The sequence below is a fragment of the Kitasatospora sp. NBC_00240 genome, assembly GCF_026342405.1.
Taxonomy (GTDB): domain Bacteria; phylum Actinomycetota; class Actinomycetes; order Streptomycetales; family Streptomycetaceae; genus Kitasatospora.
Window position 1 is genome coordinate 7,157,253 of record NZ_JAPEMU010000001.1, and the last position, 20,971, is coordinate 7,178,223.

General features: G+C 74.6%; 17 protein-coding genes and 1 pseudogene. 9 read left to right on the forward strand and 9 right to left on the reverse strand.

The window, feature by feature from the left end; translation table 11 throughout:
* Positions 1–27 precede the first annotated feature (27 nt).
* Positions 28–2,574, reverse strand: a complete 2,547-nt coding sequence (gene hrpB / locus OG689_RS30640; protein WP_266327538.1) for an ATP-dependent helicase HrpB — start codon at positions 2,572–2,574, stop codon at positions 28–30.
* A 76-nt stretch (positions 2,575–2,650) separates the two neighbouring features.
* The gene (locus OG689_RS30645) at positions 2,651–3,469 is read right to left on the reverse strand and encodes a class I SAM-dependent methyltransferase (RefSeq protein WP_266327540.1); all 819 of its coding nucleotides are present in this window, start codon (positions 3,467–3,469) and stop codon (positions 2,651–2,653) included.
* A gap of 501 nt (positions 3,470–3,970) precedes the next feature.
* Here OG689_RS30645 and rpsA point away from each other — a divergent pair.
* Both rpsA and OG689_RS30655 read left to right on the forward strand, forming a co-directional pair.
* Positions 3,971–5,461, forward strand: coding sequence for a 30S ribosomal protein S1 (rpsA, locus tag OG689_RS30650; RefSeq protein WP_266324093.1), 1,491 nt, complete (start codon positions 3,971–3,973; stop codon positions 5,459–5,461).
* A gap of 318 nt (positions 5,462–5,779) precedes the next feature.
* Positions 5,780–8,167 carry an MMPL family transporter gene (locus tag OG689_RS30655; RefSeq protein ID WP_266324094.1) on the forward strand — a complete coding sequence of 796 codons (2,388 nt, stop codon included), beginning with the start codon at positions 5,780–5,782 and terminating at the stop codon, positions 8,165–8,167.
* Positions 8,168–8,233: 66 nt separating this feature from the next.
* Here the strand turns inward: OG689_RS30655 and OG689_RS30660 are convergent, their stop codons facing one another.
* Positions 8,234–8,662, reverse strand: coding sequence for a MarR family transcriptional regulator (locus OG689_RS30660; protein WP_266324095.1), 429 nt, complete (start codon positions 8,660–8,662; stop codon positions 8,234–8,236).
* 62 nt (positions 8,663–8,724) lie between these two features.
* On the opposite strand from OG689_RS30660, the gene OG689_RS30665 reads away from it, so the two are divergent.
* The 4 genes and pseudogenes from OG689_RS30665 to OG689_RS30680 all read left to right on the forward strand — a co-directional run bounded on the left by OG689_RS30665 (position 8,725) and on the right by OG689_RS30680 (position 10,912).
* Positions 8,725–9,366: an MBL fold metallo-hydrolase gene (locus OG689_RS30665; protein ID WP_266324096.1), complete on the forward strand. Its 642-nt coding sequence runs from the start codon at positions 8,725–8,727 to the stop codon at positions 9,364–9,366.
* A 132-nt stretch (positions 9,367–9,498) separates the two neighbouring features.
* Positions 9,499–10,089: a dephospho-CoA kinase gene (gene coaE, locus OG689_RS30670; RefSeq protein WP_266324097.1), complete on the forward strand. Its 591-nt coding sequence runs from the start codon at positions 9,499–9,501 to the stop codon at positions 10,087–10,089.
* A 114-nt stretch (positions 10,090–10,203) separates the two neighbouring features.
* Positions 10,204–10,569 (forward strand): annotated as a pseudogene (locus OG689_RS30675) (4-hydroxybenzoate 3-monooxygenase); the annotation flags it as partial.
* 100 nt (positions 10,570–10,669) lie between these two features.
* A complete protein-coding gene (locus OG689_RS30680; RefSeq protein WP_266324098.1) occupies positions 10,670–10,912 on the forward strand; it encodes a hypothetical protein in 243 nt (80 codons plus the stop codon).
* Positions 10,913–11,067: 155 nt separating this feature from the next.
* Here OG689_RS30680 and OG689_RS30685 read toward each other — a convergent pair whose 3' ends face one another.
* Positions 11,068–11,814 (reverse strand): hypothetical protein, encoded by a 747-nt coding sequence (locus OG689_RS30685; RefSeq protein ID WP_266327542.1) that lies wholly within the window; start codon positions 11,812–11,814, stop codon positions 11,068–11,070.
* A gap of 154 nt (positions 11,815–11,968) precedes the next feature.
* Between OG689_RS30685 and OG689_RS30690 the strand changes: the two genes are divergently transcribed.
* Positions 11,969–12,859, forward strand: coding sequence for a LysR family transcriptional regulator (locus OG689_RS30690; RefSeq protein ID WP_266324099.1), 891 nt, complete (start codon positions 11,969–11,971; stop codon positions 12,857–12,859).
* 56 nt (positions 12,860–12,915) lie between these two features.
* Here the strand turns inward: OG689_RS30690 and OG689_RS30695 are convergent, their stop codons facing one another.
* From OG689_RS30695 to soxR, 3 genes are all read right to left on the reverse strand, one after another.
* Entirely contained in the window at positions 12,916–13,302 is a 387-nt protein-coding gene (locus OG689_RS30695; RefSeq protein ID WP_266324100.1) for a VOC family protein, read from the reverse strand.
* Positions 13,303–13,398: 96 nt separating this feature from the next.
* Positions 13,399–14,250, reverse strand: coding sequence for an SAM-dependent methyltransferase (locus OG689_RS30700; RefSeq protein WP_266324101.1), 852 nt, complete (start codon positions 14,248–14,250; stop codon positions 13,399–13,401).
* A 158-nt stretch (positions 14,251–14,408) separates the two neighbouring features.
* Positions 14,409–14,897 carry a redox-sensitive transcriptional activator SoxR gene (gene soxR / locus OG689_RS30705; RefSeq protein WP_266324102.1) on the reverse strand — a complete coding sequence of 163 codons (489 nt, stop codon included), beginning with the start codon at positions 14,895–14,897 and terminating at the stop codon, positions 14,409–14,411.
* Between the two features lie 138 nt (positions 14,898–15,035).
* On the opposite strand from soxR, the gene OG689_RS30710 reads away from it, so the two are divergent.
* Positions 15,036–15,686 (forward strand): transketolase, encoded by a 651-nt coding sequence (locus OG689_RS30710; RefSeq protein ID WP_266327544.1) that lies wholly within the window; start codon positions 15,036–15,038, stop codon positions 15,684–15,686.
* Positions 15,687–15,746: 60 nt separating this feature from the next.
* Entirely contained in the window at positions 15,747–16,658 is a 912-nt protein-coding gene (locus OG689_RS30715; protein WP_266324103.1) for a transketolase C-terminal domain-containing protein, read from the forward strand.
* Positions 16,659–16,710: 52 nt separating this feature from the next.
* Here the strand turns inward: OG689_RS30715 and treZ are convergent, their stop codons facing one another.
* A complete protein-coding gene (gene treZ, locus OG689_RS30720) occupies positions 16,711–18,444 on the reverse strand; it encodes a malto-oligosyltrehalose trehalohydrolase (protein ID WP_266324104.1) in 1,734 nt (577 codons plus the stop codon).
* Positions 18,441–20,966, reverse strand: a complete 2,526-nt coding sequence (gene treY / locus OG689_RS30725) for a malto-oligosyltrehalose synthase (RefSeq protein WP_266324105.1) — start codon at positions 20,964–20,966, stop codon at positions 18,441–18,443. Before treY ends, treZ begins: the two co-directional genes overlap by 4 nt.
* Positions 20,967–20,971: the final 5 nt, after the last annotated feature.

Here is a 20,971-nt window from a genome sequence, read left to right on the forward strand (position 1 = left end):
GCCGGCCCGGCCGCCTCGGCCCGCGCGTCAGCCGCGCGGGTTGAGCCGCCGGGTCGGCTCGGCGGCGGTCGGGTCCTCCGGCCAGGGGTGGCGCGGGTAGCGGCCGCGCAGCTCGGCGCGGACGGCCCGGTACCCCTCTCGCCAGAAGGAGGCGAGGTCGCCGGTGACGGCGGCCGGCCGGCCGGCCGGTGAGAGCAGGTGGACGGTGAGCGGGGCCCGCCCGCCGGCCAGCGCGGGGGCGGCGACCCAGCCGAACAGCTCCTGCAGTTTGACGGCCAGGACGGGCCGGTCCCCGGTGTAGTCGACCCGGATCCGGGAGCCGGAGGGCACCGTGATCCGCTCCGGGGCCAGTTCGTCGAGCCGCCCGGCCTCACCGGTGGCCCAGGGCAGCAGGCGCTGCAGGGCGGCGGCGGTGTCGATCCGCTCCAGCGCGGAGCGGCGGCGGGCCCGGGAGAGTTCGGGTTCCAGCCACTCCTCGGCCGCGGCCAGCAGGGCCTGGTCGCCGACGTCGGGCCAGGGTGCCCCCAGGACGCGGTGCAGGAACCCGAGCCGCTGGCGCAGCGCCACGGCCGCGGGCGGCCAGCTGAGCAGCTCGCCGACGCCTTCGCGGGCGAGCCCGTCCAGCAGGGCGGCCCGGACCAGCGCCGGGTCCGGGGCGGACAGCGGCGAGGAGGCGAGTTCCAGGGCGCCGAGCGACTCGACCCGACGGGCCGTCAGATCGCCGCGCCGGCCGCCGGGCGGCGTCGCCCAGCGGACCTCGGCCCGCCCGGTGAGCAGCGGCGCGCCGGCCAGCCGGGCGGTCTCCTCGTCCAGCGCGGCGGCGTGCAGGATCCGGGCCGAGGGTGCGCCGGCGGGGCGGTCGGCGACGGCGACGGCCAGCCAGGGCAGGCCGGTCAGCGCGGTGCCGGGGGCGGTTTCGGCGGCGGTGCCCGAGGCCATCAGGTACGGGCTGCGGGTGCCGGGTTCGGGCTTCTCGACCCGGGCCCGGGCGATCCGTTCGGGGAAGGCCAGCGCGACCACCAGACCGGCGGCGGTGGCGTCGGGCAGGCGGGTCGCGGGTGTCTCGTCCAGGCTCCGGCGCAGCCGGCGGGACTCCTCGCGCCACCGGCCGGCGTAGGGGTCGTGGCCGCCGCGGACGGTGCGCCAGACGGCGCCGAGGTCGTCCCCCAGCGCGCGCGGCGGCTCCTCGGAGAGCAGGGCGACGAGTTCGGCGGCCCGCCGGGAGCCGACCAGCGGGGCGCCGTCGAGCAGGGCCCGGGCCAGCCGCGGGTGCAGGCCGGTGCCGGCGATCCGGGTGCCGCGGGGGGTGGCCCGGCCCTGTTCGTCGACGGCGCCGAGGGCCTGCAGGGTCTGCCGGGCGGCGGCCATCGCCCCGGCGGGGGGCGGGTCGGGCAGGGCGAGGCCGTGGGCGTCCGGGTCGCCCCAGCAGGCGGCCTGCAGGGCGAAGGTGGTGAGGTCGGCGAGGGCGATCTCGGGGGTGGGGAAGGGCGCGGCGAGGGCGTCCTCGGCCTGGTGCCAGCAGCGGTGGACGACGCCGGGGGCCTCGCGGCCGGCGCGGCCGGCCCGTTGGCGGGCGGCGGCCAGCGAGGCTCGGACGGTCACCAGCGCGGAGAGGCCGCGGGCGTGGTCGGTGCGCGGTTCGCGGGCGAGCCCGGAGTCGACCACGATCCGTACGCCCGGGACGGTCAGCGAGGATTCGGCGACCGAGGTGGCCAGCACGACCCGGCGGCCGGCGCCGGCGCCGAGCGCGGCGTCCTGGACGGCCTGCGGGGCGCGCCCGTGCAGCTGGAGCACCTCGGCCGGGACGCCGGCGAGCAGTCCGGCGACCCGGGCGATCTCGCCCACGCCGGGCAGGAAGCAGAGCAGGTCCCCCTCCCGCTCCCCGAGGGCGCGGCGGACGGTGGCGGCCACGTGTTCGAGCAGCAGGGGGTCCGTACGGGTGCCCTGCGGGGGGCGCACGGCGCGTGGCGGGGGCGCCTGGAGGATCTGCACGGCGTGCGAGGTGCCGTGCGCCTCGACCACCGGAGCGGCCCCGCGCTCGTCGCCCAGCAGCCGCGCCCAGGCGTCGGTGTCGGAGGTCGCGGAGGCGCAGACCACCCGCAGCTCGGGCCGCAGGGCGGCCCGGACGTCCAGCAGGAAGGCCAGTGCGGTGTCCGCGTCCAGGTGCCGTTCGTGGCACTCGTCCAGGACGACCGTGTCCACCCCGGCCAGTTCGGGGTCGCGCTGGAGCCGCTGCAGCAGCACGCCGGTGGTGACCACCTCGACCACGGTGTCCTGACCGGCCCGCCGCTCGCCGCGGATCGTGTACCCGACCCGGCCGCCCGGCTGCTCGCCGAGCAGCCAGGCCATCCGGCGGGCCGCGGCGCGGACGGCCAGCCGGCGCGGCTCGGCCACCAGCACCCGGTGGGCCGGCCCGGGCAGCCCGGCCACCAGCCCGGCCAGCGCGAGCGGCACCAGGGTGGTCTTGCCGGTGCCGGGCGGCGCGGCGAGCACGGCGGCGCCGCCGGCGGCCAGCGCGCGCTGCAGTGCGGGGACGGCCTCGCGGACCGGCAGGTCGAGCCAGGCGGGGTTCAGCGGGGCCGGGGAGCCGGCGCCCGAGGGCTGCGGGCCGGCGGTGTCCGGGGGAGCGGGGGCGTCCTTCACGGCCGGGTCAGTCCCGCTGCGAGACGAAGATCGCGGTGCCGGGGAAGAGCCTGCCGCGCAGCGGGCTCCAGCCGCCCCACTCCTGGTCGAGGCCCTCGGGCCACTCCGGCTCGACCAGGTCGAGCAGCCGGAACCCGGCGGCGGTCAGCTCCCGGACCCGGTCGCCGAGGGTGCGGTGGTGCTCGACGTAGGTGGCGCGCCCCTGGCCGTCCTGCTCGACGTACGGGGTGCGGTCGAAGTACGAGGCGGTGGCGGTCAGCCCCTCGACGCCGGGCTCGTCGGGGAAGGCCCAGCGGATCGGGTGGGTGACCGAGAAGACCCAGCGCCCGCCGGGCCGCAGCACCCGGTGCACCTCGCGCATCAGCTCCTCGGTGTCGGCGCTGAAGGGCACCGCGCCGTACGCCGAGCAGGCCAGGTCGAAGGAGCCGTCCGCGAAGGGCAGCACGGCGGCGTCCGCCTGCACGACGGGGACGAGCGGGCCGCCGCGCCCGAGGTCGATCCGCCGGGAGTGCTGGAGCTGGCGGTAGGAGATGTCCAGGGCGACCGGCCGGCCGCCGCGGGCGGCGAGCCAGCGCGAGCACTGGGCCGCGCCGGCGCCGATTTCCAGGATGTCGGCGCCCCGCCAGGAGACGGGGTCGCCGAGCAGCCGGGCCTCGCCCTCGTCGAGACCCTCGGGGCACCAGGTGAACCGGTCGTCCCCGAGGAACTCGCCGTGCTCGTCCTGGTATTCGTCCGCGTTGCGGTCCCACCAGTGGCGGCTGGCCCGGCTGCTCTCGCCGGCCTCGGCGGACCGTCGGAGGGCGTCGTCGTCGTCCTCGTCCGGCAGCGTTCCGGGTGCCGGTTCGAGCAGAGGATCAGGGGTGGTGGCCAAGGTGGTAGTGCCCGTCGCGTAGGGTGTCGTCTGCGGAAAGCGCCGCTTCTCCAGAACTGTTCCGAACAGGTCGGCTCGGGAGTGGTGGCATCCGGGGAGCGGGCCCCTGCGGCTGCCACCCTGCACACCGGTTTCAGGCCGGCGTGTTCGGGGCGCGGTTGCGAGGATATGGCCTGATCCACACCGGCCTCCACCGTCTCGCCTTCGTTGGCGTTGACCGTGCCTGGCTGTCCCCGTATGCTACAAGTTGCGCTGCGGGCCTGCGCGCCTCGGACGGAGCAGGTCGCGCTCGCATCTGTCGAAGACCCCACGGTCGCAAGACGGACACCGGTTCTCGGATTTCTGGGAAACACCGGTGCGCCGTGCCTTTGGCTGTCCGGCTTTCGGTGGGAGCGATACGGGCCCTCCGCGTGGCATTACCTACGACTTCATGTCCGTACCGGAGCCCTTTTCCTAATGACGAGCCCCACCGACTCCTCCCTCAGCACCACCCCGCAGGTTGCGGTCAACGACATCGGCGACGCAGAGGCCTTCCTCGCGGCGATCGACGAGACCATCAAGTACTTCAACGATGGCGACATCGTCGAGGGCATCATCGTGAAGGTCGACCGTGACGAGGTTCTCCTCGACATCGGTTACAAGACCGAGGGCGTCATCCCGTCCCGCGAGCTCTCGATCAAGCACGACGTTGACCCGCACGAGGTCGTCAAGGTCGGCGACGAGATCGAGGCCCTGGTTCTCCAGAAGGAGGACAAGGAGGGTCGTCTGATCCTGTCCAAGAAGCGCGCACAGTACGAGCGCGCCTGGGGCACGATCGAGAAGATCAAGGAAGAGGACGGCATCGTCACCGGTACCGTCATCGAGGTCGTCAAGGGTGGTCTCATCCTCGACATCGGCCTCCGTGGCTTCCTGCCGGCCTCGCTCGTCGAGATGCGCCGCGTCCGCGACCTCCAGCCCTACGTGGGCAAGGAGCTCGAGGCCAAGATCATCGAGCTGGACAAGAACCGCAACAACGTGGTCCTGTCCCGCCGTGCCTGGCTGGAGCAGACCCAGAGCGAGGTCCGCCAGACCTTCCTCACCACCCTGCAGAAGGGCCAGGTGCGCTCCGGCGTCGTCTCCTCGATCGTCAACTTCGGTGCCTTCGTGGACCTGGGTGGCGTCGACGGTCTCGTCCACGTCTCCGAGCTGTCCTGGAAGCACATCGACCACCCGTCCGAGGTTGTCGAGGTCGGCCAGGAAGTCACCGTCGAGGTTCTCGACGTGGACATGGACCGCGAGCGCGTCTCCCTGTCGCTGAAGGCGACCCAGGAGGACCCGTGGCAGCAGTTCGCCCGGACCCACCAGATCGGCCAGGTCGTCCCGGGTAAGGTCACCAAGCTGGTTCCGTTCGGTGCGTTCGTCCGCGTGGACGAGGGCATCGAGGGTCTGGTCCACATCTCCGAGCTGGCCGAGCGCCACGTGGAGATCCCGGAGCAGGTCGTCCAGGTCGGCGACGAGATCTTCGTCAAGGTCATCGACATCGACCTCGAGCGTCGTCGCATCAGCCTCTCGCTGAAGCAGGCCAACGAGTCGCTCGGTGCCGACCCGGCGTCGGTCGAGTTCGACCCGACCCTGTACGGCATGGCTGCCTCGTACGACGACCAGGGCAACTACATCTACCCGGAGGGCTTCGACCCCGAGGCGAACGACTGGCTTGACGGCTTCGAGAAGCAGCGCGAGGCGTGGGAGGCCCAGTACGCCGAGGCGCAGACCCGCTTCGAGCAGCACCAGGCCCAGGTCATCAAGAGCCGTGAGGCCGACGCCGAGGCCGCTGCCGAGGGTGGCGACGCTGTTGCCGCCGCCGCCGGTGGCTCGTACTCCTCCAGCAGCGACGAGGGCTCCGGCGCTCTCGCTTCGGACGAGGCGCTCGCCGCACTGCGTGAGAAGCTGGCGGGCGGCCAGAGCTGAGCTCTCGCCCCCACTGGTCCCGGCTCGGCCCCGCGCTGAGCTGAGCGTCAGCTGACATGAACCCCCGCCCGGGGAACCGGGCGGGGGTTCATGCGTTGGTGCGGGGCGCGGCCTTCCGGTGGGATTCCCGAGGCCGGCCGGGGCCGTGGGGCCGTTCACTTATGGGTTCATTATGTGAGGGAATTTTGTGATGAGGGGCTCATCGCACCTCTATGGGTCTTTTATGCCTTAGCGCCTACCTTGGGTTGAGTTGCCCGATCGGGCCCTCACCCGGCCCCTGAAGCAAGGCACCCCCCGCATATGCGCCGTAGCTCCGCAGTGACCACCGACGTTCCTGCGTCCGACGTTCCGGCGTCAGGCGATCCCGAGGTAGGCGGCCGGCTCGCGGCCCTCGGGCGGTTCTGCTTCCGGCACCGGCGCTGGGTGCTGGGCCTGTGGGCCGTGGTCCTGGTGGTCGGCGTGCTGATCGGCGGGCGGGTGTTCGAGGGTACCGTCGCCGGCGCCGCGGGCAGCTCGGAAGCCGACCGCGGGACAGCCGTGGTCACCGCCGCCGATCCGGCCAAGGGCTCGGTCACCGCCGTCGTGGACGGCGTACCCGTGGAGGACCAGGCCGTACGGACCGCCGTCACCCGGGCCACCGCCGAGATCACCGCCCTGCCCGGTGTCGCCTCCGTCACCGACACCTACGGCTCGGCGGCCGGATCCGGCCCCGCCCAGCGTTCCGCCGACGGCAACGCGAGCCTGGTGACCGTCCGGATGACCGACGGCAGCAGCAACGCCCAGCTCTCCGCCGTCACCGAGCGCCTCTCCGGCATCGCCGCCGACGGCGCCAAGGTCACCGTCGGCGGCGACCTGGTGCTCCAGCAGGAGGTCAAGAAGCAGACCGAGCGGGACACCCGGTTCGGCGAGATCGTCACCCTGCCGCTGACCCTGGTGGTGATGGTGCTGGTCTTCGGCGGCCTGGCCGCGGCCAGCCTGCCGGTGATCGGCGCGGTCGCCTCGGTCGGCGGCGCCCTGCTGGCCATGTTCGGCTTCAGCAAGATCATGGACATCGACACCAGCGTGCTGCCGATCGCCACCGTGCTCGGCCTCGGGCTCTCCATCGACTACGCGCTGCTGATGGTCAACCGCTTCCGCGAGGAACGCGGCCACGGCGCGGGCATCGCCGCCGCCGTGGAGCGCACCGCCGCGACGGCCGGCCGCACCGTCGCCTTCTCCGGGCTCACCGTGGCCGTCGCGCTCTCCGGCCTCTTCATCTTCACCAGCCCCGTGCTGGCCGCCGTGGCCGCGGCGGGGGTGAGCGTGGTGGTGATCGCCGTCGCGGCCGCCCTGACCCTGGTGCCCGCCCTGCTCGGCTTCGCCGGCCACCGGATCAAGACCCCGACGGCGCCCGTCCCCGACGAGGGCTTCTTCAGCCGCACCGTGCGCCGGGTACGCAAGAAGGCGGTACCCGTCGCCCTGGCCTGCACCGCCCTGCTGGTCGCCGCCGGAGCGCCGTTCGCCGGCGCCGAGATGCGCAACTCCGGGGCCGCGGTGCTGCCCGCCTCCTCCGCCGGCCGGCAGGTCTCCGAGACCGTCGACCAGCGCTTCCCGCAGGTCGCGCCCGCGCCCGTCACCGTGGTGGTGCGCGGCGGCGCGGCGGTCGCCCAGGCCTACGCCGACGACGTGGTGGCCAAGCTGCCCGGCGTCGCCGGGGTCCGCGCGGTCACCCCGGTGGGCGAGCAGCTCAGTACCGTCGACGTCCTGGTGCACGGCGACCCGCAGGGCTCCGCCGCCAAGGACGTGGTCAAGGAACTGCGCGCCGAGCGCGGCGGCCTCACCACCTACGTCACCGGCGGCGCCGCCTCGGTGGTCGACTTCCAGCACGAACTGCTGACCCGCGGCCCGTGGGCGCTCGGCCTGGTCGCGATCGGCACGCTGATCCTGCTCTTCCTGATGACCGGCTCGGTGGTGATGCCGGTCAAGGCCCTGCTGATGAACCTGCTGTCGCTGGGCGCCTCGCTCGGCGCGCTGACCCTGGTCTTCCAGGACGGCTGGTTCAGCGGGTTCCTCGGCTTCAGCCCGGTCGGCGGTCTGGAGACCTTCATACCCGTCCTGGTCTTCGCCTTCGCCTTCGGTCTCTCGATGGACTACGAGGTCTTCCTGCTCGCCCGGATCAAGGAACTCCGGGACCGTGGGTACAGCTCCACCCGCTCGGTGGAGCTCGGGCTGCAACGCAGCGGGAAGATCATCACCTCGGCGGCCCTGCTGATGGTGATCGTCTTCGCGGGCTTCGCCGCCGGCGACATGCTGATGGTCAAGCAGATGGGCATCGCCCTCGCGGTGGCGGTGGCGGTGGACGCCACCCTGGTCCGCTGTCTGCTGGTGCCCGCCGCGATGTCCCTGTTCGGCGAGTTCAACTGGTGGGCGCCGGCCCCGCTGCGCCGCCTGCACCGTCGCTTCGGCCTCAGCGAGCACACCGAGCTGCCGCCGATCGCCGCCGCCGTCCTGCCCGCGCAGCGCGGTCCGGCGCAGGAGCCGGCCGAGCACGAGCCCGCCGCGTCGACGGACGGGCCGACCGCGACCGTGATGGCGAAGCCCGAGCCGGTCGGGGCTGCGACGCAGCCGGTCGAGCGGGTCGAGCCGGCCGCGGCTGCGTTGCTGAGGGTCGAGCCGGCCGGGCCGGTGGGCGCCGAAGGCCTGGTCGGAGCGGTGACCGAGCGCTGAGCGCCGCCGCCGGGCGGTGTCCGCCCGGCTTTCCTGACCTCGTGGGCCCGGCCCCGGGTCGACGGTTCAGCTCAGGCGTCGCAGCAGTTCGACGCTCTGCCGCAGGACCAGCTGCTCCTGGGGGGAGAGCCGCTCGGTGATCGCCGCCGCGATCTCGCCCTCGCGGCGGGCGCGCTGGGCGTGCAGGGCGGCGGTGCCGGTCTCGGTGGCGGCGAGCAGCAGCTTGCGGCCGTCGGTGGCGTGGCGTTCCTGGCGCACCAGGCCGGCCTCGGTGAGCAGGGTCACCGTGCGGGCCATCGACTGGTGGCGCACGCGTTGGCGGTCGGCCAGTTCGCTGGTGGTGTGGGGCCCCTCGCGGACCAGCAGGCCGAGGACGCCGGCCTGGTTCTGCGGCAGTTCGTCGCCCACCCGCAGGGCGCGGACCAGGTTGCCGAGGGCGTGGCGCAGGTCGGCGGCGAGTTCCAGCGGGTCCACGGGAATGGCGGGTGTGCTCATGGGGCAAGTCTACCGTTCAAATGTTCAGCAAAACTGCGCAGTCTTGCTGTAGAGTTTCGGTCATGAAGCTGACCAAGCTGGGCCACGCCTGCGTCCGCCTGCAGCAGGGCGACACCACGATCGTCATCGACCCGGGCATGTTCACCGAGCCCGACGCGCTCGCCGGCGCCGACGCCGTACTGATCACGCATGAACACTTCGACCACTTCGTGGAGGGGCAGCTGCGCGCCGCCCTGGAGGCCGACCCCGCGCTGCGGGTCTGGACCAACAGCTCGGTGGCCGCGCAGTTGGACGGCGTCCGGCAGCGGGTCACCGTGGTCGGCGAGGGCGACGCCTTCGAGGTGGGCGGTCTGGGGGTCACCGTGCACGGCGAATGGCACGCGGTGATCCACCCGGACATCCCCCGGATCACCAACATCGGGTTCACGGTCGACGGGCGGCTGTTCCACCCCGGCGACGCGCTGACCGTGCCGCCGCACCCGGTCGAGACCCTGCTGGTGCCGGCCGGAGGGCCGTGGAGCACGGTCTCCGAGATGATCGACTACGTCCGCGCGGTCAAGCCCGCCCATGCTGTCGGGATCCACGAGGCGGTGCTGAGCGAGGCCGGCCAGCAGATCTTCGGCCGGTTGCTCGGCGAGGGCGGCCCGGGGACGGGTGCGCCGCTGCGCCAGCTCGCCCCGGGGGAGCAGATCGACCTCGGCTGAGGCGCCACCGGCGCCGCCCGCCCGTCCCGTCCGCCCGTCCCGCCCGTCCCGCCCGATCGGAGCCGGACGGGCCGGACGGGCGGACGGGCGGGCGCCGCCCACCGGCGGGGTCGCTGCCGGTAGCCTGACGCCATGCTGAAGATCGGACTGACCGGCGGGATCGGCGCGGGCAAGAGCGAGGTGTCCCGACTGTTCGCCTCGTACGGGGCCGTGGTGGTGGACGCCGACCTGATCGCCCGTGAGGTGGTCGCCCCCGGGACCGACGGGCTGGCCGCCGTCCTGGCCGAGTTCGGCCCCGGGGTGCTCCGCGCGGACGGCGAGCTGGACCGGCCCGCACTGGGGGCCCTGGTCTTCGCCGACCCGGCCCGGCTCCAGGCACTGAACGCCATCGTCCACCCGCTGGTCCGAGCCCGCTCCGCCGAACTGGAGGAGGCCGCCGCGCCGGACGCCGTCGTGGTGCACGACGTGCCCCTGCTCGCCGAGAACGGCCTCGCCCCGCTCTACGACCTGGTCGTGGTGGTGGACGCCGCCGACGACGTGCGGCTCGACCGGCTGGTCCGGCTGCGCGGCATGGCCGAGGCTGAGGCGACGGCCCGGATGGCCGCCCAGGCCACCCGGGAGGCCCGGCTCGCGGTCGCCGACCTGGTGATCGACAACAGCGGCCCGCTGGAGGCACTGGCCCCCCGGGTCCGTGAGGTCTGGGACGAGCTGACGGCCCGCTGACGGCCGGTCGGCCCGGCTTCAACGGTCAGCGACAGCATCCGCCGCCGGCTCGGGCGCTGGATTCGCGGGGCCACAGCTCACCACCCTGCGAGCGTGTGCTGAAGGTCGGGGGTCATGGCCCTACTGTCCAGGGCGCATCGGGGTTTCCACGGCATCTCACGCCGCAGCATCCCCGCCTCGGCGCTGACCGGGTACTCCCACGAGTACGGCTACTCGTGGCTCAGCGTCCTGGCCGCTGCTCCGGCCGATCCGTCCGGCACGGCCGTACACCGACTGGGTCTGGCCGGGATGATCCCCCGAGGCCCCCGGGCCAGCCGCATCTACCTCCGGTGCGCCGTCGACGACACCCCCGAACAGTGGCCCGACGAGCGCATCCGGAGCGAGCTGGAAGCCCGCTTCGGCACCCCGCCCTCGCGCGGCGAGATCCTCTCCGAGCAGATCGTGGCCCTGCGCAGCGTGGTCTTCGACCCGATGAGCTACGGCAGGCTCCACCTCCTGGGCGACGCCGCCCGCATCGTCCCGCCGATGAGCGCCAAGGGCCCACCTCGCCCTGCACGACAGCGAGGTCTTCGCCCGCGCCGTGATCCGCCACGTCAAGGAGAACGACGCCGGCCTCCTCGACCGCTACTCGCAGACCCGCCTGCCGCACATCTGGAACTACCAGGCATTCGCGACGTGGACCACCGACACCATGCACAACGCCGGATTCGCCGGTTACGAGGGCGAGTTCAAGAAGCAGATCGCACGCGCCGAGCTGCAGCGCCAGTTTGCCTCCGAATCGGCGAACAAGCTGTTCAGCGAACTGACCGCCGGCACCAACTGAAAGGCCCTCAGGCGCTGCGGTCCTCGCCCGAGCCCGGGCCCCGTCGGGGCCCGGGCAGCTCGGTGGCCTCGACGGCGATCCTGCTGTCGGGGGTCTCCACGCGGGCGATCTCGCCGGTCATGACGGTGTGCTCCTTCAGGTGGTGGGGCAGGCGGTCAGGTCCGGCCGCCGGCCGCCGTGCGGGCGCTGTGCGCCACGGCGGCAGCGGCCAGCGCGCCGATCGCCGGGTGCGGGCGGGTGCCGTCCCCGGCGAGTTCCGGCTGGAACAGCGTGGCCAGGAAGAACGGGTGGCCCGGCAGCTCGGCGATCCGCACCTCGCCGTTCTCGTCCGCGCCGCTGAACCGCAGCCCGTGCTCCCGCAGGACGTCCAGGTACCGCGCGTTCAGGCCGTACGCGCAGTGGTACCGCTCCAGCGTGCGGGTGGTGCCGAGGACCTGGGCGGCGAGCGTGCCCGGGGTGATCTCGATGACGCCCTCGTGGCCGACCAGGGAGCAGGTCAGCGGGACGACCAGCAGCTGTTCGTCCTCCTCGGGGAAGCCCGGCCGCTCCGGGGACTCGGCGTGGGCGGCCCGGCCGAGCCCGCAGACGGTCCGCGCGTACTCCAGCACGGCGTGCTGGAAGCCGCCGCAGGTGCCGAGGAACGGGATGCCCCGCTCACGGGCCGTCCGGACGGCGGCCAGCGCACCGGCCTCGCTGCGGTACGGGCTGCCGGGCAGCAGCCAGATCGCGTCGAACCCGGCCAGGGCGCCGTCCTGCCCGGCGTCCTCGGTGGAGATCCAGTACGCGTCCAGCACCAGCTGCTCGCGCCGGGCGAGCGCGTCGAGCAGGCCCGGGATGCGGGCGTGCGAGCGGATGCTGGGGGAGCGGTCGCCGACCAGCGCGAGCCGCGCGGTGTACGGCACGCCGGCGCCGCGCGCCGCTTCCGGAGTCTCGGGCGCAAGGACGGCCGGGCCGGGGGAGGGGGTGGTGGGAGTGCTCATGCGACCATCGTGGCCCGAAGGTCGAGATCGGCGCCAACGATGATTGCTGACTGATCCATCAGCAATACTGATCTCCATGGAATCGCACCTGCTGCGCACCTTCGTCACCGTGGCCCGCCTCGGGTCCTTCTCGGCCGCCGCCCGTGAACTCGGCTACACCCAGTCGGCGGTCTCGCAGCAGATCGCCGTGCTGGAGGCCGACCTCGGCGCGGAGCTGCTGCACCGCCGACCGGTCGGGCCGACCGCCGCCGGCGCGCGGCTGCTGGAGCACGCCGGGCCGCTGCTGCTCCGGACGGCGGCGGCCCGGGCCGACATCGCCCGACTGGCCGGCGCACCCGCCGCCGGCCTGGTGCTGGCCACCACCCCGCTCGCGGTGACCACCGGCCTCGCCGCCGCCCTCGCCGTCACCCGGCAGGCCCACCCCGGGCTGGAGCTCACCGTCCGGGTGCTCGGGCGGCAGGAGCTGCCCGCGGCGGTCGCCACCGGCGAGGCGGACCTCGGGCTGACGGACGGCATGGCCGCGCCCAGCGATCCGCTGCATCTGCCCGACGTCGGTCCGCTGACCGGCGTCGCCGTCGCCGAGCAGCCGATCGCGGTCGCCCTGCCCGCCGGCCACCCGCTGGCGGGGCGGTCGGGCCTGGACCTCGCCGATCTCGCGGACGCCCGCTGGCTGGACGCGCCCGGGACCGCCGTACCGGCCGAACGGCTGCGCGCCGCGACCGGCGTGGACGGGTTCCGGCCGGCCACCCGCTACCTGGGGACCGACCTGCGCGGGCTGTTCACCCTGGTCGCGGCCGGGCACGGGCTGGCCCTGCTGCCGAAGGCCGTGCTCGCCGGCGTGCCGGGAGTGCTCGCCGTGCCCGTCCGGGAGCCGCGGCTGGTGCACCGCACCGAGCTGGTGCGCGGCAGCCTCCCGGCGGGCCCGGCGGCGCTGCTGGCCCGGCTGCTCGACCCGGAGCGGGGCTGACCTCACCGGCGCCGACCTGACCGGCCCTGGCCTGTGGCGGGTGCCGGCGCCGCTGGTCAGCGCGGCTGGATGAGGTCCCACCGGTTGCCGTAGAGGTCCTCGAACACCGCGACCGAGCCGTACGCCTCGTGCCGGGGCTCCTCCAGGAAGGTGACCCCGGCGGCGGTCATCCGGCGGTGGTCGGCCTCGAAGTCGTCCGAGTTGAGGAACAGGCCGACCCGGCCGCCGGTCTGGTCACCGATCCGGGCCAGCTGCTCCGGCTTGACCGGCCGGGCCAGCAGCAGCCCGGTCTCCGTCGAACCGTGCGGGGCGACCACCACCCAGCGGTTGCCGTCCCCGCGCGGTGTGTCCTCGCGCAGTTCGAATCCGACGGCGTCCACGTAGAAGGCGATCGCCTCGTCGTAGTCGCGGACGAGGAGGGTGGTGAGTCCGATGTGAGCCATCAGCCGATCGTGCCACAGCCGCCGGGGCGGGACCCCGAGGGGCGGCCGGGCGGCGGGCCCCCGACCAGGCGGCCGACCGTTCGACCGGGCCCGCCGTCAGGCCTTGCGGCCGACGCCCGCCCAGATCGCGACCTGGCCGTCGGTCGGCTCCGGTGCCCGGTCGGGCCGCCACAGCGGGGCGGTGACCAGCCCGGGCTCCACCAGCTCCAGGCCGTCGAAGAAGCCGAGCACCTCCTGCCGGGTGCGCATGGTCAGCTGGGCGCTGGCCGCCCGGTAGATCGCCGGGCCCTTGGCGGCGGCGGCGGCCGAGGTGAAGTCCCCGGTGGCGTGCGAGAGCGCCAGGTGGCTGCCGGGCGGCAGGGCGTCGACGAGCCGGCGGACGATCGCGTGCGGGTCGTCCTTGTCGTCGACGAAGTGCAGGACGGCGAAGAGCAGCAGGCCCACCGGCCGGCCCGGTTCGAGCAGCCGGCGCACCTCGGGGGTGGCGAGGACGGCGTCCGGATCGCGCAGGTCGGCCTGGACGACGGTGGCGCTGCCGTGGCTGGCGGCGGCGAGCAGGGCCCGGCCGTGCACCAGCACGATCGGGTCGTTGTCCAGGTACGCGACCCGGGCGTGCGGGTTCACCTGCTGGGCGATCTGGTGGGTGTTGCCGGCGGTCGGGATGCCGGTGCCGATGTCCAGGAACTCGGTGACGCCCTGCTCGGCGAGGTACCGCACGGCCCGGCCCAGGAAGGCCCGGTTGGCCAGGGCGCTGATCCGTACCAGCGGGCTGAGCGCCAGCACCTTCTCGGCGGCCTCCCGGTCGGCGGGGAAGTTGTCCTTGCCGCCGAGGTAGTAGTCGTACATCCGGGCCGGGTGCGGTATCTCCGGGCGCAGGTCGGCGGGCACCCGGTGCACCTCGTCCTGGTCCGTCCCCGCTTGCGCCGCGATGTCCTGATGGCCGGTCATGAAGCCTCCCCCGTCGGTGATCCACCCCTGTCCCCGGCAGCATAGGCGGGAGTCCGGGCGGGGTGCGGGGGATTTCGTGGAGCCGGCCGCGAACCGGCGGTCTGCCTCGCACGCCCCCGCGCCCGGGGCCGCCCGTACGGGGGCGCGTGCGGCGCCCGTCAGGCGTCGGCCGCGCTCGGCTCCGGGCCGGTGCGGGGGTCGCGGGTGAGCAGGTAGCGGGCGCCGGGGCCGGCCGCTCCGGCGCGGTCGCCGGCGTTGTAGAGGGCGCAGCGGGAGATGGAGAGGCAGCCGCAGCCGATGCAGCCGGTGAGCTTGGCCTTGAGGCGCTCCAGGTCGGCGATCTGCTCGTCGATCCGGGTCTGCCAGGAGCGGGCGACGCCGCTCCAGTCGGCGGTGCTGGGCGCGCGGTCCTCGGGGAGGCGGTCGAGGGCGGTGCGGGCCTCCTCGAGGGAGAGGCCGACGCGTTGGGCGGCGCGGACGAAGGCGACCCGGCGGAGCGTGGAGCGGGGGAACCGGCGCTGGCCGCCGGCGGTGCGCTCGGAGTGGATCAGGCCGAGCTTCTCGTAGTAGCGCAGCGCGGAGGTGGCGAGACCGCTGCGTTCGGCGAGCTGGCCGATGGTCAGGAGGTCGTGGCGGTTCGGGCCCATGCGGGCAACTCTAGCGCTTGACTTGAAGCGGGCTTCAAGTTGGAAGCTCTCCTCATGACCGCGACGAAGCTCCTTCCTCCGCAGCAGCACCGGCCGCACCTGCACCAGGGCTACGGCTTCGAGGACCTGCCTGCCCTGATGGCCCTGATGACCGGCGCCGAGAAGCACGGCCCGGCCGCCACCTCGACCCTGGACGTCCTGTGGGTGCTCTACGACCGGGTGCTGGACGTGCGCCCCGCCACCTTCGGACGCCAGGACCGCGACCGCTTCCTGCTCTCCAAGGGCCACGGCCCGATGGCCTACTACGCGGTGCTGGCCGCCAAGGGCTTCCTCTCCCCGGCGGTGCTGTCCAGCTTCGGCGGGTACGACTCGCCGCTCGGCCACCACCCGGACCGGCTGCTGGTGCCCGGCGCCGAGATCGGCTCGGGCTCCCTCGGCCACGGCCTGCCGCTCGCCGTCGGTACCGCGCTCGGGCTGCGGGCCCAGGGGCTCACCGACCCGGCGGTCTGGGTGCTGCTCGGTGACGCGGAGTTCGACGAGGGGTCCAACCATGAGGCGGTGGCCTTCGCCGGGGCGTCCGGGCTGGACCGGCTGCACGCGGTGGTGATCGACAACTCCTCCGCCACGCACGGCTGGCGGGGCGGCATCGCGGCCCGGTTCGCGGCCGAGGGCTGGTCCACGGCCACCGTCGACGGCCGCGACCACGAGGCGCTGCACGCGGCCTTCACCGCCGCCCACCCGGGCCGCCCGCACGCCGTGGTCGCCCGGGTCGAGCCCAAGGAGTCCTGAGCCCGTCCGGCCCCGTGCGGCCTGCCTGCCCCCGATCCCCCACCTTGTAAGGGAATTCCGATGACCAGCACGACCGACACCATGCGTGACCGCTTCCTCGACGTGACGTCCCGCCTGCTCGACGAGGACCCACGGCTGGCCCTGGTGCTCGCCGACATCAGCGCCGCCGGCTTCGCCCCCGCCGCCGAGCGGCACCCGGACCGGGTGATCAACGTCGGCATCCGGGAGCAGCTGCTGATCGGCGCGGCCGGCGGGCTGGCGCTCACCGGAATGCGTCCGATCGCGCACACCTTCGCCAGCTTCCTGATCGAACGGCCCTTCGAACAGGTGAAGTTGGACCTGGTGCACCAGGACGTCGGCGCGGTGCTGGTCAGTGCGGCCGGCTCCTACGACTGGCCGGCCGGCGGGCGCACCCACATGTCGCCGGGGGACGTCGCCCTGCTGGACACCCTGCCGGGCTGGACGGTCCACGTGCCCGGCCATCCGGACGAGGCCGAGACGCTGCTGCGGCACGCCGTGGCGGACGGCGACCGCAACGTCTACGTCCGGCTCTCGGCGCACCGCAACGCGCTCGCCCGGCCGGTCGTGCCGGGGCGCTTCCAGACCGTTCGCGAGGGCCGGCGCGCAGTGGTGCTGGCGGTCGGACCGATGCTGGACGGGGTGCTGCAGGCCACCGAGGGCATGGATGTCACGGTGCTGTACGCCGCGAGCGTCCGGCCGTTCGACGCGGCCGGCCTGCGGGCCGCCACCGGCGCGGGCACCGCGGCCGACGTGGTGGTCGTCGAGCCGTACCTCGCCGGCACCTCGGACCGCGAGGCGCACGAAGCGCTGGACGCGGTGCCGCACCGGGTGCTCGGCCTCGGGGTGCCGCGCGCCGAGCACCGCCATTACGGCTCGATCGACGAACACCTCGCCGCCTACGGGCTGGACGCCCGCTCGCTGCGGGAGCGGATCACGCTCTTCCTGCGCTGAGGGCTACCCGCCCAGGGGCCTGCCCGCAGCGCCTGTCGCGCCGGCGGCCGTTTCAGCCGGTCCGCACCACCGCCGTGCTGTTGTGCGCCAGGATCAGTGAGTCCCCGTCCGCCTCGCACCGCCCGAAGACCGCGAGCGTCCCGCCGCACGGGGCGCCCAGCGGGACCGAACGCGGCCCCTCGGTGCCGAGGTTGACCGCGATCCGGTACGGCCCGCGGTGCACCACGAGCCAGCGCAGCTCCTCGTCGAAGGCGACCCGTACCGCGGCCAGGTCCGGGTCGCAGAGCTCCGGGTGGGCGCGCCGCAGGCGCAGCAGCAGCCGGTACCAGTCGAGGAGTTCGGCGTGCGGGTGCTGGGCCGGTTCGCTCCAGTCCAGGGTGGAGGCCAGGACGGTCCGCGCGGCCTGCGGGTCGGGCACGTCCTCGGCCTGCCAGCCGTGCTCGGCGAACTCCCGGCGCCGGCCGCGGCGGACGGCCTCGGCCAGCTCCGGGTCGGTGTGGTCGGTGAAGTACTGCCAGGGGGTGCCGGCGCCCCACTCCTCGCCCATGAACAGCATCGGGGTGAACGGCGAGGTGAGTACCAGGGCCGCGCCGGCGGCGAGTTGGCCCGGCGTGAGGGTGGCGGAGAGCCGGTCGCCGAGGGCCCGGTTGCCGATCTGGTCGTGGGTCTGCAGGTAGCCGAGCAGCCGGTGGCCGTACGGCGGCGGGAAGGGCCGGCCGTGCCGGCGGCCGCGGAACGAGGACCAGCTGCCGTCGTGGAACCAGCCCCGGGTCAGCACCTTGGCGAGTGCGGCCAGCGGCGCGGTGGCGAAGTCGGCGTAATAGCCCTGGGATTCGCCGGTCAGGGTGGTGTGCAGGGCGTGGTGGAAGTCGTCGCTCCACTGCGCGGCCAGCCCCTGGCCGCCGGCCCGGCGCGGGTCGGTGGTGCGCGGGTCGTTGCGGTCGGACTCGGCGACCAGGAACAGCTCGCGGTTGCTGGTCACCGCCAACCGGTCGACCTCGGAGGCGAGTTGCTCCAGGAAGTGCTGGGCGCGGTCGTCCACCAGGGCGTGCACGGCGTCGAGCCGCAGCCCGTCGATCCGGTAGTCGCGCAGCCAGGCCAGCGCACTGCCGATCAGGTAGTCCCGTACCTCGTCGGAGCCGGGGGCGTCCAGGTTGACCGCCGACCCCCAGGGGGTGTGGTGGCGGTCGGTGAAGTACGGGCCGAAGGCGGGCAGGTGGTTGCCGGACGGGCCGAGGTGGTTGTGCACCACGTCGAGGATCACGCCCAGGCCCTTGCGGTGAGCGGTGTCGACAAAGCGCTTCAGCCCCTCCGGGCCGCCGTAGGGCTCGTGCACCGCCCAGAGCGACACCCCGTCGTAGCCCCAGCCGTACCGGCCGGGGAAGGGGCAGACCGGCATCAGCTCGACGAAGTCGACGCCCAGCTCCACCAGGTGCTCCAGCCGCTCGGCGGCCGCGTCGAAGGTACCCGCCGGGGTGAAGGTGCCGATGTGCAGCTCGTACAGCACCGCGCCCGGCAGCGGGCGGCCGTGCCAGGGGGTGTCGGACCAGCGGAAGGCGCCGTGGTCGACGCTCCGGCTGGGCCCGTCGGGGCCGTGCGGCTGGCGCCGGGAGCGAGGGTCGGGCAGCGCCGGGCCGCCGTCCAGCCGGAACGCGTGGTCCCCGGCCGGGGCGAGGCCGCGCCACCAGCCCGCGCGGGCCGGATCCGGGGCGAGCCGGAACCGGCTGCCCTCCACCTCCACGTCGACCCGTTCGGCCTGCGGGGCCCAGACCTCGTACTCGGTCACGCGTGCTCCTGGGGGCGGGTCAGCAGGGCGGTGGGGTAGTGCTCCAGCAACTCGGCCAGCGGGACGGGCCCGGGCTCGAAGGCACGGCCGGTCAGCCGGTCCGTCCACGGGCCGGGCCCGGCGGGCAGGTCGAGGGTGCTGCCGCGCCAGCCGCCGGACCGCTCCAGCCCGTACGGCAGCCGGGTGACGGCGGTGATCACCTCGGCGCCGCGCCGGAAGGCCAGCAGGTGCGCGGCGGCCGGGCCGTGCGCACCCAGCGGCCGGTAGGCGCCGAGCGGGCGCTCGCGACGCAGGTGCAGCGCGGTGGTGGTCAGGTGCAGCTTCTCCCGGGCGAGGTCGCCGGCCGGGCCGGGCGGCTCCGAGAGCCGCCCGCTGGGTGAGTCGGTCAGCCGGACGGCCAGCGCGCCGAGGTCGACCGGCGCCCGGTTGTCCGGGTCGACCAGCGTGTACAGCGGTTCCTCGCTGCCCTGGTAGAGGTCCGGCACGCCGGGGACGGTCAGGTGCAGCAGCGCCCCGCCGAGGGTGTTGGCCCGGGCGTACGGGGCGATGGCGCGCACCAGGCCCTCGATCCGGGGGAGCAGCCCGGGATTGCCGTAGACGGCGTGCGCGTAGGCCGCGAGGGCCTGCTCGAAGTCGGCGTCGGGCGCGGTCCAGGAGGTCTGCAGCTTGGCCTCGCGGGCGGCCTTGAGCAGTGCGGCCACCAGCCGGTCCGGGGCGATCGGCCAGGCCGCCACCAGGGTCTGCCAGAGCAGCCAGGCGGTGTTCCGGTCGGGGCAGGGCCCGGCCGCGATCGTCCAGGCGGCGGCCTCGTCGGCCCAGAGCCGGGGCTGCTCGGCGAGGACGGCGAGCCGGGCCCGGGCGTCGGCGCTGCGCTTGGTGTCGTGGGTGGAGAGCGCCGTCATGGTGTGCGGCCAGTGCCGTTCGACGTACTCGCACCAGGCGTGGAAGTCGGCGGGGGCGACCCCGGGCCGGGAAGGCTCGCCGCCGACCTCGTTCAGCGCGGTGAGCGCGTTGAAGCGGTAGAAGGCGGTGTCCTCCACACCCTTGGCGGCCACCGCGGAGGCGGTCTGCGCGAAGCGGACGCAGAACTCGTCCTTCTCCGCGCTGCCGCCCAGCCGGCCCAGGGTCAGCGCGCCGACCAGCTCCAGGGTGTCGGCGGCCGGGCCGGCGGGCGGCCCGCCCGGCTGCTCCAGCGCCGTCCGCAGGTGCTCGGCGGCGGCCTCCGGCGCCGGCTCGCCGGGGCGCACGTACGGGCGGTAGACGGGGTACGCGGTCAGTATCCGGTGCAGCGCCTCGCGCAGTTCCCAGGGCGCGTGGTCGGCGAGTTCGGGTTCGGCGGCGCAGATCCGCTCGGCGAGGCGGACCAACCGGTCCACCTCGGCGGCCAGCTCCCCGCGCTCGGCGGTGAGCTGCGCCCGGCCGCGCCGGCCGGCGGCCGTGGCCGGGTGCGGTTCGGCGCACGGTTGCCCGGCGCCCGCACCCGGGGTGTCCGAGCCGTCCAGGAAGCGCTGGTAGGCGGTGGTCAGCCGGCCCGCCCCCGCGTGGTCGGTCAGCACGCCGTCGATGCGGCGCAGCGCGTCGTAGCCGGTGGTGCCGGCGCACGGCCAGTCGGCGGGCAGCTCCTCCTCGCCGGTGAGGATCTTCTCGACCACGGTGTACGCGCCGCCGGTGGCCCGGGCCAGCCGCCGCAGGTAGCCGCGCGGGTCGGCCAGGCCGTCCGGGTGGTCGATCCGGAACCCGTCCAGCAGCCCTTCGGCGTGCAGCCGCAGCAGCGTGCCGTGGGTGGCCTCGAAGACCTCGGGGACTTCGACCCGGACGGCGATCAGGTCGTTCACGGTGAAGAACCGGCGGTAGTTCAGTTCGGTGCGGGCGAGGCGCCACCAGGCGAGCCGGTACCACTGGCGCTCCAGCAGCTCCGGCAGGGCGAGCCGCTCGGTGCCGGGCCGCAGCGGGAAGGCGTGGTCGTGGTAGCGCAGCACGTCCCCGTCGACGGTGAGTTCGTCGAGCACGCTGCCGAGCCGGCCGCCGAGCAGCGGGAGCAGCAGCCGGCCGCGTTCGGGGGCGTCGACCGGGCCCGGCTGGGCGGCCCAGTCGATGTCGAACCAGCGCGCGTAGGGGGAGTCCGGGCCGTCCCGCAGGACGTGCCAGAGCGGCTGGTTCAGCTGCTCGGGGACGGGGACGGCCATGTGGTTGGGCACCACGTCGGCGATCAGCCGCAGGCCGTGCCGGCGGGCCTCGGCGGCCAGTGCGCGCAGGGCCTGCTCGCCGCCGAGCTGTTCGCTGACCCGGCTGTGGTCGACGGTGTCGTACCCGTGGGTGGAGCCGGCGGTGGCCTCCAGCAGCGGGGAAAGGTGCAGGTGGGAGACGCCGAGCGCGGCCAGGTAGGGCACGGCGGCGGTGGCGTCGTGCAGGGTGAAGGCGGGCTGCAGCTGGAGCCGGTAGCTGGCGGTGGGGGGCTGGACGGCCCCGGCCGGGCCGTCACCGGCCGGGCGTGGCTGCGCGGGCTCGGCGGGTGAGGTCATGAGTC